Here is a 13,889-nt window from a genome sequence, read left to right as displayed (position 1 = left end):
CCAACAGAGGGCAACAGACTTGTAATGAAGGTTTTTGATCGGTAACGCGCGGAAGCCTGCTAGGAAGTGCCCACCCCCACGAGGTGTTCTCCAACTCGCCTGTCACAGGAGGTCGTTGTGCCGCTCCGCCGTGCGTCGCTCGTCACGATCGTGCTGTCCGCCGTGGCCGTCCTCGGCGGCGGGGGGTGCGACTCCGGTTCGGCGGCGAAGCCTGCCGCGGCCAACGGCCCGTCGGTAATCGCACCGGGCGAACCGGGGGAGGCGAACCGGACCCTGTCCGCGGAGGATGCCGCCTCGCAGCGAGCGGAGGACGACTCCCCCAACTCGGCGGACGTCTCGTACGCGCAGATGATGATCCAGCACCACGCCCAGGCCCTGGAGATGACCGAACTCGCCCCGGAGCACGCCGCTTCCGGGCAGGTCAGACGGCTCGCCGAGCGCATCGCAGCGGCCCAGCGGCCGGAGATCGGGTCCATGCGCGGATGGCTGAAGTCGTACGGCGAACCGGAGAAGGCCGACGGCCACGAACACATGCACACCGCCATGCCCGGGATGGCGAGCGAGGCGCAGTTGAAGAAGCTGCGGGCGGCCGAGGGCAAGGCCTTCGACCAGTTGTTCCTCACGCTGATGATCACCCATCACGAAGGCGCGATCACCATGGCCACCGATGTGAAGGCCCAGGGCAACAACATCCGGATCGAGGAGATGGCCGACGACGTGATCTCCCAGCAGACGAGCGAGATCACGCGCATGCGCACCATGCTCTGAAGAGTCATCACGTAATTCACGTGACGTCCGATGGCTGGGCAGAACGCTCCGGCGTGGGCCTTGTGCCGCGTGGTCGCGGGTCGGGTCTCATCCGGGGTTGTGCTGCTTCCCTGTCGGATGTGCCGAGCAGCAGGTGGAGCAGCTGCCGCAGCCGGCAGCCCGAAGGTGTGCCGTGGCATCGCGGTTGACTCGACGGGGCCTCCTGCAGCCCCGGAGAGATCCTGCGGCAACCGTCGTCCGACCATCGGGCACTTTCGCGATTACGTGATGGCTCTCAGGGGGACCGGTCACCGCGCGCATCGCCCAAAAGGAATCAGCGCGCGGCGCCGGCGCCCTCCGGGAGCAGGGCGAGAAGCTGCGCCGTGTGGCCGGGCAGCTCCACCGCCGCGAGGCCCGTGATCAGGTCCCGCAGCGGCATCGGCCGATCGACCAGGACCGTGCCCTTGGACAGGAGCAGCGTGGGCACCGGTGTGTCGAGTTCGGCGTCGCTCAATGCCGGCCCGCCGAGCGCGCACAGCGCGTCCCCCTGGAGGCGGATGCGCTCCCGGAGCCCCGCGTTTCCCCCGGCGAGCGTGATGACCCGGTCGATGGTCCAGGCGTCCTGGGCCATGCGGTTGTCGTACGTCGTGTTCGCTCCCGCGGCGACCGAGGAGGCGGCCGTGAGGGTGGCGGCGTTGACGAGGGCGACGTGCGCCAGGATCTGTTCGGCGTTCCACTCGCCGTCCGGCGGGACGGGGCTCGTGTCGGCCGCGTCGGCCACGGTGGCCGCCGCGTCGAGCAGCGTGCGGTAGGCGTCAGCCAGCGGGGTGGTGTCCATCATGTCGTCCCTCTCTGCAGTCCTGCGCGCACGGACCAGCGGATCGCATACACGAGGGGTCCTGTCAGGCGTGCGAGCGGTACATCTCCCACGGCGCCTGCGGCAGGACGTCGCCGGTCTCGAGCAGCGACTTGAGGTTGGCCAGCACGGCGGGCCAGCCCTGCGAGATCCCGTTGAGCATCTCCTGGTCCGCGAGCTTCTCGTGGGTGACCGTGAGGCGGACGATGTCCTCGTGCGGTTCGACGAGGAACGTGACGACCGACGCCTCGCGCGGCGATTCGGGGTCCGGGACGTCGTCGAAGGTGATGACCAGGCGGGTCGGGGGCTCGGCCTCGATCACCCGGCCGACGACGTCGACCTTGCCCGATCCGTCGACCCGCCGGTGCTCCCAGGCCGAACCGGGCTGCCAGTCCGAGACGTTGGCGTGTCCCCAGTAGCGTGCCGTCAGGTCCGCGTCCGTCAGCGCCTGCCACACCTGTTCCGCGCGGGCGCGGATGTAGGTGACGTAGACGTAGGTGGGCACGGCGGTGGGTTCGTTGCTCATGGCGTACTCCTCTGCCTGGTTCTTGATGGCGCTGATCGCCTGTAGCCGCGGCTTGTCGAACCCCGAGATCCAGCGCTGCTCGATCTCGTGGATCGGTGTCGGGTTGAGGTAGTGCAGCCGTTCCCGGCCGCGCCGCACGACCGTCACGAGGTTGGCCCGCTGCAGGACGTCGAGATGCTGGGTCACCGACTGGCGGGCCATCTCCAGGCGTTCGCACAGGTCGCGCAACGTCTGGCCGTTGTGCTCGCGCAGTCGGTCGAGAAGGAGTCGTCGGGTGGGGTCGGCCAGCGCTTTGAAGACCGAGTCCATCGCTCCGGCTTCTGGGCTCATCTCCTCATTATGCAGGTGAATACCTGCATAATGTCAATGCGAGATGGCCGGACCACGACCCCGGTGACACCGGCCCCTCCCGGCACCGGGGGACCTCTCCTCGCGCCGACGCGCGAGACGCAGGCATACTCGGGCCCTGCGGACGTGTCCGTGTCCGTGAGAAACAGGAGGTGGGCGATGGTGTCGTCGTCGGTGTCGGGGACCGAGCCCCGGAGGGTCACGATCCATGACGTCGCCCGGTCCGCCGGTGTGTCCCGTCAGACCGTGTCGCGGGCGCTGAACGACAAGGGCGAGATCGACGGAACCACCAAGCAGCGCGTCCTGGACGCGGCCCGCGCGCTCGGCTACCGGCCGAGCCGGTTCGCGCGCGGTCTGGTCCGGCAGGACACCACCACGATCGGGCTGGTCATTCCCGACCTGCTCAACCCGTTCTTCACCGAGGTCGCCGCGGCCGCGCTGGAGGCGGCCCGGGCCCGGGGCTGGCACGTCGTCGTATACGACACGGCGGACCGGGCCGAGGAGGAGCTGGGCACGCTGCAGGTGATCGGCTCCCAGGTGGACGCGGTCGTGGGCTACTTCAGCTGCCCGGAGGACGAGCTCGAACTGTTCACCCGGGGCATGCCGGTGGTGCTCATCGGCCGGGAGCACCACTCCGCGCGGTTCAGCTCGATCCGGATCGACGGCGAGGAGGGCGTCCACGCCGCCGTCGCGCATCTGGTCGCGGCGGGCCACACACGGATCGGCATGCTCGACCACCAGGCCCGCGCCGAGCCGAGCGTCCGGTACGAGTGGTTCACGGCGGCCGCGGCGTCGTACGGGATCGACCCGGACCTGGTGGTCGGCGCGGACCAGTCGGCCGACGGCGGCGGGACCGCGCTCAGGACGCTGCTCGCCGCCCACCCGGACGTCACCGCGATCCTCACCTTCAACGACATCATCGCGATCGGCGCCCTGCGCGAGGCGCGCCGGATCGGCAGGAGCGTCCCCCGGGACCTGGCCGTGATCGGTTTCGACGGCCTCCAGCTCGGCGCGCTCGTCGAACCCCCGCTGTCCAGCGTCGCCCTGGACACGCGCAGGCTCGGTGCGCTCGCCATCGATCAGGTCGCACGGCTGCTGACCGGCGTGGATCCGCTCACTGCCGACGATCTCGTCGTGCGGGCCGAGCTGCGCCTGGGCGAGTCCGCTTGACCCTCCTCCGATCGTCTGCGAATCGGAGCCTTGACACTCCAGTCCACCGGAGCGCACACTTCCGAACACTTCGCAACGCCGTCCGTGAACGTTCACGTGAGCGCTCACGTGAACGTTCACGGATGACATCGAAGACCTTGTTGCCAATCGCCTAGCACCGTCGCTAGTCGTTCTCTGGAACGGACACTATGAGCAACACAGTCACGCGCGTCCGCCTCGCCCTCGTCGCCGCGGCGGCCAGTGCCGTCGTACTCGCCGGATGCTCGTCGCCCGCGCCGTCGGACAAGGCATCCGCGGCCTCCTGTACGCCCGCGAAGGGCAAGGTCACCCTCCAGTACTGGAACACCGTCCCGGGCATGGACAAGGTCGTCGCCCTGTGGAACGAGAAGAACCCGGACATCCAGGTCCAGACGAAGAACATCTCCAACGACCAGTACGGCACCCTGGGCAACGCCCTCAAGGCAGGCAAGGCGCCCGAGCTGGCCCAGGTCGGCTACGACGAGCTGCCCAGCCTGCGCACGCAGAACGCCTTCGTGGACGCCTCGGCCTGCTCGGCGGCCAGCGCGGCCAAGTCGAAGTTCGTTCCGTGGACCTGGTCGCAGACCAGCTTCGGCGGCACCGGAGTGTTCGCCCTCCCCCAGGACACCGGCCCGATGGCCCTCTACGTGCGCAGCGACATCTTCAAGAAGCACGGGCTCGCGATCCCGAAGACCTGGGACGAGTACGCGGTGGACGCGCAGAAGCTGCACAAGGCGGACCCCGACCTCAGCATCACGTTCTTCGACCCGAACAACGCCGAATGGTTCAACGGGCTGCTCTGGCAGAACAACGCCGAGATGTACGGCTACTCCGGCGACAAGTGGCACGTGACGGTCGAGTCCGACCAGAGCAAGCAGGTCGCGGAGTACTGGCAGAAGCTGATCTCCGACAAGCTCGTGCGCACCGACCTCGCCCACGGGTCGACGCAGATGTACGCGGCGTACCAGAAAGACCAGATCGCCACCTACGTCGGCGCGGCCTGGGGCTACAGCATGTTCCGCGACAACCTGCCCAAGCAGGCCGGGAAGTGGACCATCGTCCCGATGCCGACGTGGGGCACGAACGGCGCCTCCGGGGACTGGGGCGGGTCGACCGTCGCGTTCATGAAGGGCAACAAGCATCTGCACGAGTCGGTCAAGTTCAACACCTGGCTGAACACCGACCCGGAGGCCCTCGCGCTGGAGAACAAGCTCGGCGGTCTCTACCCGGCGGCCAACGCCGGTCTGGAGCTGCCGGCCCTGTCGAAGGGCGTTCCGTACTACGCCGACGAGAAGATCTTCGACGTCTTCGCCGACTCGTCCAAGAAGATCGACACCAGCTTCTCCTGGGGCCCCACCCAGAAGACGGTGAACCTGGCGCTCCAGGACGCGATGGCCAAGGCGGCGGCCGGCAACGGCGCGCTCACCGACGCGCTCTCGGCGGCCCAGGAGTCGGCCCTGAAGTCGATGAAGGACCAGGCGATCCCGGCCGCGGCGGGCAAGTGACCGCAGCATGACCGACCTCGCAACCCGCGCGACCCGCGTGGTGGCACCGGCCCGGAGCCGCCGTCGTCAGCTCGGCGGCGGCCCCCGGGCGCGCACCGTCGTCGCGTTCCTGATCCCGTTCTTCCTGCCGTTCGTGCTGTTCTACCTGGTGCCCGTGGGCTACGCGCTCTGGCAGAGCTTCCTCGTCGTACGGCGCACCGGCGGCCAGTACGGCACGTCCTACACGACCTTCGGCGGCTTCGAGCAGTACACGCAGGTGTTCCAGAACGCCGAGTTCTGGGCCAGCATCGGCCGCATCGGACTGTTCGGCATCGTGCAGGTGCCGGTCATGCTGTTCGTCGCGCTGATCATGGCGCTGCTGCTCGACACCCCCCTGCTGAAGGTCAAGGCGTTCTTCCGCGTCACGGCGTTCATGCCGTACGCCGTGCCCGGTGTCATCGCCGCGATCATGTGGTCGTACCTCTACTCGCCCCAGCTCAGCCCCGTCGTCGACCTGTTGAAGGGTGCAGGCCTGCACCCGGATTTCCTCGGCGCGGGCGCCGTGCTGTGGTCGGCGGCGAACGTCTCCACCTGGCTGTGGACCGGCTACAACATGCTGATCATGTTCTCGGCGCTGCAGTCGATCCCGCAGGAACTCTACGAAGCCGCCAAGATCGACGGTGCGAGCAACTGGACGATCGCCTGGCGGATCAAGGTCCCGGTCATCGCCCCGTCCATCATCCTCACCACGGTGTTCTCGATCATCGGCACGCTGCAGCTCTACGCCGAGCCCGCCGTGCTGCGCCAGATCTCCTCGAACATCTCGAGCACGTTCACCCCGAACATGCTCGCGTACGCGGTGGCCTCCGGGAACAACTACCAGCAGGCCGCGGCGATCTCGGTCGTCATCGCGGTCATCACCTTCGTCCTGAGCTTCGGGTTCCTGCGACTGACCACGAAGAGGGCCGGACTGTGAGCAACCCACGCACGATCCGCGAGAGCCGCGTCAGCCGTACGACCGCCATGGCGTTGATGCTCTTCCTGGCGATCTACTTCCTGCTGCCGATCTACTTCCTGATCGTGGCGGCGACCAAGCGGCAGGGCGATCTCGCGGCCACCAACGGCCTGACGTTCTCGCACTTCAATCTGTTCGACAACCTGGACACCCTGTTCACCCGCAGCGACGGCATCTTCGGACGCTGGGCCCTCAACACCGTGATCTACGCGGTGCTCGGCGCGGCCGTCGGCACGCTGATCTCGGCGCTGTGCGGCTACGCGCTCGCCAAGTTCCCCTTCCGTGGGCGGGAGTTCCTGTTCTCCGTCATCCTCGGCGGCGTCCTCGTCCCCACCACCGCGCTCGCGCTCCCGCTGTTCCTCCTGTTCTCGGCGACGGGGATCGTCAACACCTACCTCGCGGTGTTCCTGCCCAGCATCGTCAGTCCGTTCGGCGTCTACCTCGCGCGCATCTTCGCCAACGCCGCCATACCCCAGGAACTCATCGAGTCGGCACGCCTGGACGGCGCCGGCGAGTTCCGCACCTTCTTCTCGGTGGCGTTCAAACTGATGACACCGGCACTGGTGACCATCTTCCTCTTCCAGTTCGTCACCATCTGGAACAACTTCTTCCTGCCCATGGTGATGCTGCAGAAGGAGTCGTTGTTCCCGATCACGCTCGGCCTGTACGAGTGGAACGGCCAGACCGCCCGCGCGCCACTCCTCCAGGAGTCCGTGATCACCGGTTCGCTGGTCTCGATCGTGCCCGTGATCATCGTGTTCATCCTGCTCCAGCGGTTCTGGCGCACCGGGCTCGCCGCGGGCTCCCTCAAGTGACCGTCCCCTCTGCACAGAAGGTTCCTGCCGCCATGCCGAACTCCGCCGTCTTCGTACCCCATTTCCACTGGGACCGGGAGTGGTACGAGCCGTTCCAGGTGTTCCGGCACCGGCTCGTCGCCGCCCTCGACACCGTGCTGGAGACGGCCGAGGCGAACCCGGACTTCCGGTTCACCGTCGACGGGCAGATGGCCGCGATCGAGGACTACCTCGAGATGCGGCCGGAGAACCGCGACCGGGTCGCGGCCCTGGTCGGCGGAGGTCAGCTCGCCATCGGTCCCTGGCTGATCCTGCTCGACGAATTCCTCTGCTCCGGCGAGACCATCGTGCGGAACCTGCAGATGGGGTGGGCGGCCGCGGCCGGGCTCGGCGGCTCGATGCCCATCGGCTATCTGCCGGACATGTTCGGCCACATCGCGCAGATGCCGCAGATCCTCGCGCGCGCCGGCATCGAGCACGCGGCGCTGTGGCGCGGGGTGCCCGGCTCCGTCGACGGTCACGCCTTCCGCTGGCGCGCGCCCGACGGCTCCGAGGTGCGCACCGAGTTCCTCTTCGACGGCTACGACAACGGGCTCGACGTCCTGCTGGTCCCTGACCGGATCGGGCGCGCGCTCGGCGACTACGCGGAGATGACGGCCGGGCGCTGGGGCAACGACCCGGTGCTGGCGATGGCCGGCACCGACCACAACGCGCCGGACCCGCGGCTCACGGCGTGGCTGCGACAGGCGTCCGGCGAGGAGCGGGCCATCACCATCGCGACGCTCGACGAGTACATCCGCAAGCACGTCCGCGACGAGGTGTCCGCCGTCGTCACGGGTGAGCTGCGCAGCCACGTGCGCGGCAACATCCTGCCGGGTGTGCTGTCCGTGAGACTCGGGCTCAAGCAGCGGATGGCCGTCGCCGAGCGCACGATCGACCACGCGGAGCGCGTGAACGCCCTGTGGTCACGGCGTGACGACTCGCCGTTCCTGACGCTCGCCTGGCACAAGATCATCGAGTCGACCGCGCACGACTCGGTGGTCGGCTCCGGCACCGACGAGACCTGTGAGCAGGTGGAGGCACGGCTCGCCGAGGCCACGCAGACGGCCCGCGCCGTCCGGGACGCGGCCCTCGCCGAGCCAGCCGCCTCGGTGCCGGGCGACGGCCACCTGGTCGCCAACACGCTCCCCTTTCCCCGTACGGCATTGGTCGAGGCGGACGTCGTGGCCCCGCCCGAGGGCACCGCGCTGGTCGCAACCGCCGCCGACGGCACGGCTCGGCCCGTGCAGCTGGTCTCCGAGGCGCCGACCGTGCTCAGCGACGAGCGCATGGACGCCTCGCAGCTCGAGCGCGTGCTGCGCCGTATTCATCGTCGCGAGCTGTTCGGCCGGCTGATCGACCACTACGACCTCACCCCGGGCTCGCTCGTCTTCCATCTCGCCGAGGTACCGGCCGCCGGACCGTTCGACCTGCTGATCCTGCGCCGCGAGGTCGCCGCCGCGGCCGCCGCGCATCCCGGTGAGTGGCGGGTGCTGACGCTGGCGGAGGCACGGGCGACCGCGCTGGTGCCGGTGGTGGTTCCCGCGTCCGGGCTCGCGAGCTTCCGGGTCGAGCCGAGCGACGGGCCCGCCGAACCGTCGCCGACGCTCACCCCCGCGGCCGCAACGCCCCGCACGCTCTCGAACGGGCTGGTCGAGGTCGAGGTCGCCGCCGACGGCACCCTCGACATCACGGGCGCCGACGGCACGGTGCTGCACGGCGTCGGCCGCCTCGTCGACGGCGGTGACCGGGGCGACAGCTACAACTACGCTCCTCCGGCCCACGACGTGCTCGTGTCGGAACCGACGGAGAGCACCGTCGAACTCCTCGAGAGCGGCCCCCTGCGGTCGCGGCTGCGGGTCACCCGCGTCTACGCATGGCCCACCGCTCTCTCGTCCGACCGTGACGTCCGCGCCGGCGAGACCGTGCCGACGCCGGTCGAGACGTTGGTGGAGGTGCGCGCGGGTGAGCCGTTCGTCCGGGTCTCCACATCGTTCCTGAACCAGTCCGCCGACCACCGGCTGCGCTTCCATGTGCCGCTGCCCGAGCCGGTGAGCACGTCCGCGTCCGCAGGTCAGTTCGCCGTCACCGAGCGCGGGCTGACCTCCGAGGGCGGCTGGGGCGAGTACCCGATCCCGACCTTCCCCGCGAGCGCGTTCGTGTCCGCCGGGGCAGCCACCGTCCTGCTCGACCACTCCAGCGAGTACGAACTCGTGGGCGATGGCACCGAGTTGGCCATCACGATGCTGCGGGCGATCGGCTCGATCAGCGTCAACATCCATCCCCTGCGCGACGAGCCCGCCGCGAGCGAGATCCCCGTACCGGGTGCGCAGGACCTCGGGATGCGGATCGAGAACCGCTTCGCCGTCGTGCCCTCGGCGACCGGCTGGCAGGGTGCCGACGCCGTCGCCCTCGCCGAGGAGTTCCGCAACGACGTCCTGGTCACCCGCGGCACCGCGCCCGTCGGCGGCCAGTTGCCGCCGGGCGCGACGGGGCTGCGCGTCGTCGGCGAGGACGTGTTCGTCTCCGGTGTCCGCCGCGTCACCGACGCCGAGCGCGGAGCCGGCGTCGAAGTGCGGCTGACCGCGCTGAGCGACACGGGTTCGTCCGTCCGCATGACCGGCGCGTTCACCGAGGCCACCACGGTCGACCTGCTCGGCCGGCCGCTCTCCGAGTCGCCCGTCGCGGACGGGCTCGAACTCGCCCTCGGCCCCTGGGAGATCCGCACGATCGTGGTCCGGTAGGCCCGGCAGCCCCCGTTCGCGTCCCCCCACTTGCTACCAAGAAAGAGTCGTGACCTCGTGCTCTCCGAGCTTTCCGCGTACGTTTCCGACACCGCACCAGGGCGCGGCGCGCTGCGCCCGGCACGCTCGTGGCTGCACTCCGACGCGCCGTCCCGGTCGCTGAACGGACCTTGGCGCTTCCGTCTGTCCGCCACGGCGGCGGCGGAGGACTTCGCGGCCGACGGCTTCGACGACCACGGCTGGGACACCGCCCCGGTGCCCTCCCACTGGGTGCTCCAGGGCGACGGGACGTACGGCAGGCCGATCTACACGAACGTCCAGTACCCGTTCCCGATCGACCCGCCCCACGTCCCCGACGAGAACCCCACCGGCGACTACCGCCGTCACATCGGCATACCCGCCGACTGGTCGGACGCCGAGCGGATCGTGCTGCGGTTCGACGGGGTCGAGTCGGTCTTCAAGGTGTGGGTGAACGGCGTCGAGATCGGCACCGCCAGTGGCAGCCGGCTGGCCCACGAGTTCGACGTGACGTCGGCGGTGCGGCCCGGCGACAACATCGTCGCCGTACGGGTGCACCAGTGGTCGGCGGCCAGCTATCTCGAGGACCAGGACCAGTGGTGGCTGCCAGGCATCTTCCGTGACGTCACGCTGATCGCCCGTCCGGCCGGGGGCATCGAGGACGTCTGGCTGCGCACCGGGTACGACAACGGACGCGGACGGGTCGATCCGGAGGTCACCGCCGACACGACGGCGTTCCCGGTCACGCTGCGCATCCCCGAACTCGGCGTCGAACGGATCTGGTCGACGGCCTCCGACGTGTCGCCGTTCGACATCGAGGGTGTGGAGCCCTGGTCGGCCGAACGGCCCCGCCTGTACGACGTCACCGTGTCGACGGCGGCGGAGAGCGTCGCCCTGCGGGTGGGGTTCCGTACGGTCGAGATCCGCGGTGACCGGTTCCTGGTCAACGGCCGGCGGGTCGTGTTCCACGGCGTCAACCGTCACGAGACGCACCCCGAGCGCGGCCGCGTCTTCGACGAGGAGCACGCCCGCGAGGACCTGGCCCGTATGAAGCGGTTCAACGTGAACGCGATCCGCACCAGCCACTACCCGCCGCATCCCCGGCTGCTCGACCTCGCCGACGAACTCGGCTTCTGGGTCGTCCTCGAATGCGATCTCGAGACACACGGCTTCGACGCGGTCGGCTGGACCGGCAACCCGAGCGACGACCCGGCCTGGCGCGAGGCGTACCTCGACCGCATCCGGCGCACCGTGGAACGCGACAAGAACCATCCCAGTGTCGTGCTCTGGTCGCTCGGAAACGAGGCGGGAACCGGCAGCAACCTCGCCGCGATGTCGGCGTGGGTCCACGCCCGCGACGCCGGCCGCCCCGTGCACTACGAGGGTGACCACGCCGGTGAGTACACCGACGTCTACTCCCGCATGTACGCGTCGGTGCCCGAGACCGAGCGCATCGGCAGCGACGACTCACGCTCCACGCTGCTGAACTGCACGCCCGCGCAGAGCGCCCGGCAGCGCACCAAGCCGTTCCTCCTCTGCGAGTACGCCCATGCGATGGGCAACGGCCCGGGAGCGCTCGATCAGTACGAGGCGCTCGTGCACCGACATCCGCGCCTGCACGGCGGCTTCGTCTGGGAATGGCGCGATCACGGCATCCTGACGACCGCCCCGGACGGCACTCCGTACTTCGCGTACGGCGGCGACTTCGGCGAGGTCGTCCACGACGGCAACTTCGTCATGGACGGCATGCTGATGAGCAACGACGTCCCGACTCCCGGCCTCCACGAGTACAAGGCGGTGGTGCAGCCGCTGCGCTTCGCCTTCACCGGCGACGACATCGCGATCGCCAGCCTGCGGCACTCGGCCGACACATCCGACCTGCGCTTCCACTGGCGGGTCGAGCACGACGGGACGCTCGTGGAATCCGGGGAGTTGAAGGTCCCCGTCGTCGCGGCGGGCGAATCGGAGCGTGTGCCGCTGCCGGAGATCCCGGTGTCGCGGGACGCGGAGACCTGGTTCACCGTCGACGCGGTACTGGCGGCCGACACCCCCTGGGCGCCTGCCGGGCACGTGGTCGCGACGGCTCAGCTGGATCGCTCGACGCCACGTCCCGTGCCCCGTGTCCGGCACCGCACCGACTGGCGGCCGGACGGCGGAACGCTGACGCTCGGAGTCGCCGAGTTCGTCGACGGGACCCTCGTGCGCCTCGCCGACCGTGCGGTGGCGGGCCCGCGTCTGGAGTTGTTCCGTGCGCCGACCGACAACGACGAGGGCGTGTCCGACGCCGTGGAGGAGAGCGACGCGAGCATCGCCGGCGTGTCCAACGCCGAGCTGTGGCGTCGCGACGGTCTCGACCGACTGACCACGCGGCGGCTGTCGGTGGAACGCGCGGCGGATGCCCTGCGCACCCTCGACAAGGTCTCCGCGGCGAACTCCGCCCTGTCGGTGCTGGTCGAGTCCGTCTGGTCGATCGAGGGCGACGGGCTGGAACTGCGTGTCGAGATCGAGCCGTCGAGCGGATGGCGGACGGTGTGGCCGAGGATCGGGATCCGCCTCGACCTGCCCGACGGCACGTCTCCCGTCGACGGGGCCGACTGGTTCGGCCTCGGACCTCACGAGTCGTACCCCGACAGTCTCCGGGCTGCACGCACCGGCCGCTTCTCGGCCGGCGTCCGCGACCTCTCCGTCGACTACGCGCGCCCCCAGGAGACCGGTCACCGTTCCCACCTGCGACAGCTCACGCTGACGAGTGCCGGCGCCACCGTGCTGCGCGTCGTGGCGCTCCCCGACCCGCGCGGGCGTCGCCCCGGCTTCACGCTCAGCCGCCACACCCCGCAGCAGATCGCGCAGGCCGGTCACCCGTTCGAGCTGCCGGACTCGACGACGAGTCACCTGTTCGTCGACGCCGCTCAGCACGGGCTCGGCTCGCGGGCCTGTGGACCGGACGTCTGGCCCGACTTCGCGCTGCGTCCCGAGGCCCGCACGATCCGGTTGCGCATCACGGCGGGCTGACCACCGCCGGCGGCTGTCCTCACCGTTCGGAGTCCCCGCATGCGGGGACTCCGAACGGTGCGCTGAGTGGGACTCACGGGTCTCGTGACGATAGTGAGGGGCGGTGATCGTATCGGTGGTGTCGATGCCGGACGGAACCGTCACTCGCACTGATGTCTCCGAAGCTCGCGAACGCCTCGCCGTGTCCGATTTCCTGCTCGTCGACGTCCAGCTGCCCGACGGCACGCCACCCGACGAACAGCACCTCGCCCGCCGGCTCGGCATCGAAGGAGGGAACCTGTCCTGGTTCGGCAGGGCGGGTGAACCCGTGCGGGCCGATTTCCTCGGGGACAGCGCGAACTTCGTCGTACCGTCGGTCGACGGGAACCGGATCACCCACATCCACGCGCTGGTGACGGAACGGCACCTGATCATCGTCCACCGGGGACCGGCCGCGCCGCTGGACAGCCTGACGGCGCAACTGGGGCAGGAGAGGCCCGCCGACACCGTGGCCGTGCTGTTCCTGTTCCTGTTCCTGCAGGAGGCACTGGAGACCTTTCGCCGGGCGGCGATCCACGACCTCCTGATGGTGGAGGACCTCGAGGACGACATGTTCGACAAGCGGCGCCCCGAGCAGGTCTATTGGCTCGCCCAGCTGCGCCGACGGGCCGCCCGGCTGCACCACTCGCTCCTGCCCTATCTCCAGGTGACGGACGAGATCTTCACGCGGAGGATGCTCAGCCGCAGCTTTCCGGAGCAACGCCAGCAGTTCGCCCGCGAGTCCCAGCACGCCGCCCGGCTGGTCCTCACCGACATCGAGTCCCTCCAGGACGCCGCCCGGCGCGCCTTCGCCGGCTATGCCTCCCTGGTCTCGGGCGAGCAGAACGGTGTGATCAACCGGCTGGCGATCGTGTCCACGATCTTTCTTCCGCTGTCGTTCCTGACCGGGTACTTCGGCATGAACTTCACGTACCTGACGGACGAGCTGGAGAGCCGGGCGGTGTTCTGGATGCCGGCCGTCGGACTGCAGGTGTGCGTCCTGTTCGGCGCTCTCTTCGTGCTGCGCCGCACCCATCTCTGGCGGCGGCTGCGTGACGAAGACGGCATGGAGGACCGGTGACGCCGGTGGCACGCTGTCA

Annotated in this window: 10 protein-coding genes; 8 read left to right on the top strand and 2 right to left on the bottom strand. The window is 69.5% G+C overall.

Annotated elements, in window-relative coordinates:
- The first annotated feature begins 117 nt into the window (after positions 1-117).
- On the top strand, positions 118-768 hold the full coding sequence (locus IEZ19_RS21495) for a DUF305 domain-containing protein (protein ID WP_189312860.1): 651 nt from the start codon (positions 118-120) through the stop codon (positions 766-768).
- A 313-nt stretch (positions 769-1,081) separates the two neighbouring features.
- Here IEZ19_RS21495 and IEZ19_RS21490 read toward each other — a convergent pair whose 3' ends face one another.
- Positions 1,082-1,588 carry a DinB family protein gene (locus tag IEZ19_RS21490; protein WP_189312859.1) on the bottom strand — a complete coding sequence of 169 codons (507 nt, stop codon included), beginning with the start codon at positions 1,586-1,588 and terminating at the stop codon, positions 1,082-1,084.
- A 61-nt stretch (positions 1,589-1,649) separates the two neighbouring features.
- Entirely contained in the window at positions 1,650-2,438 is a 789-nt protein-coding gene (locus tag IEZ19_RS21485; RefSeq protein ID WP_189312940.1) for an ArsR/SmtB family transcription factor, read from the bottom strand.
- A gap of 198 nt (positions 2,439-2,636) precedes the next feature.
- Between IEZ19_RS21485 and IEZ19_RS21480 the strand changes: the two genes are divergently transcribed.
- The 7 genes from IEZ19_RS21480 (at position 2,637) to IEZ19_RS21450 (ending at position 13,870) form a co-directional block, all read left to right on the top strand.
- The gene (locus tag IEZ19_RS21480) at positions 2,637-3,647 is read left to right on the top strand and encodes a LacI family DNA-binding transcriptional regulator (RefSeq protein ID WP_189312858.1); all 1,011 of its coding nucleotides are present in this window, start codon (positions 2,637-2,639) and stop codon (positions 3,645-3,647) included.
- Between the two features lie 188 nt (positions 3,648-3,835).
- Complete coding sequence (locus IEZ19_RS21475; protein WP_189312857.1) at positions 3,836-5,170, top strand: ABC transporter substrate-binding protein; 1,335 nt, start codon at positions 3,836-3,838, stop codon at positions 5,168-5,170.
- 7 nt (positions 5,171-5,177) lie between these two features.
- Positions 5,178-6,125 (top strand): carbohydrate ABC transporter permease, encoded by a 948-nt coding sequence (locus tag IEZ19_RS21470; protein WP_189312856.1) that lies wholly within the window; start codon positions 5,178-5,180, stop codon positions 6,123-6,125.
- A gap of 47 nt (positions 6,126-6,172) precedes the next feature.
- Positions 6,173-6,979, top strand: a complete 807-nt coding sequence (locus IEZ19_RS21465; RefSeq protein WP_229840563.1) for a carbohydrate ABC transporter permease — start codon at positions 6,173-6,175, stop codon at positions 6,977-6,979.
- 32 nt (positions 6,980-7,011) lie between these two features.
- Positions 7,012-9,741: a glycoside hydrolase family 38 N-terminal domain-containing protein gene (locus tag IEZ19_RS21460; RefSeq protein WP_189312854.1), complete on the top strand. Its 2,730-nt coding sequence runs from the start codon at positions 7,012-7,014 to the stop codon at positions 9,739-9,741.
- A gap of 57 nt (positions 9,742-9,798) precedes the next feature.
- Positions 9,799-12,771, top strand: coding sequence for a glycoside hydrolase family 2 TIM barrel-domain containing protein (locus IEZ19_RS21455; RefSeq protein ID WP_189312853.1), 2,973 nt, complete (start codon positions 9,799-9,801; stop codon positions 12,769-12,771).
- A 103-nt stretch (positions 12,772-12,874) separates the two neighbouring features.
- Positions 12,875-13,870, top strand: coding sequence for a magnesium transporter CorA family protein (locus IEZ19_RS21450; protein ID WP_229840521.1), 996 nt, complete (start codon positions 12,875-12,877; stop codon positions 13,868-13,870).
- Positions 13,871-13,889: the final 19 nt, after the last annotated feature.

Origin of the sequence: Streptomyces brasiliensis (assembly GCF_014647875.1) — a bacterium.
GTDB classification, from domain to species: domain Bacteria; phylum Actinomycetota; class Actinomycetes; order Streptomycetales; family Streptomycetaceae; genus Streptomyces; species Streptomyces brasiliensis.
The sequence above is the reverse complement of the archived record's forward strand: the minus strand, read 5'-3'. Positions and strand labels throughout refer to the sequence as shown.

Coding starts and splice junctions, on each gene's coding strand:
- IEZ19_RS21465 (WP_229840563.1), top strand. CDS start 6,173: ATGGCGTTGATGCTCTTCCTGGCGATCTACTTCCTGCTGCCGATCTAC.
- IEZ19_RS21480 (WP_189312858.1), top strand. CDS start 2,637: ATGGTGTCGTCGTCGGTGTCGGGGACCGAGCCCCGGAGGGTCACGATC.
- IEZ19_RS21475 (WP_189312857.1), top strand. CDS start 3,836: ATGAGCAACACAGTCACGCGCGTCCGCCTCGCCCTCGTCGCCGCGGCG.
- IEZ19_RS21490 (WP_189312859.1), bottom strand. CDS start 1,588: ATGATGGACACCACCCCGCTGGCTGACGCCTACCGCACGCTGCTCGAC.
- IEZ19_RS21485 (WP_189312940.1), bottom strand. CDS start 2,438: ATGGACTCGGTCTTCAAAGCGCTGGCCGACCCCACCCGACGACTCCTT.
- IEZ19_RS21470 (WP_189312856.1), top strand. CDS start 5,178: ATGACCGACCTCGCAACCCGCGCGACCCGCGTGGTGGCACCGGCCCGG.
- IEZ19_RS21460 (WP_189312854.1), top strand. CDS start 7,012: ATGCCGAACTCCGCCGTCTTCGTACCCCATTTCCACTGGGACCGGGAG.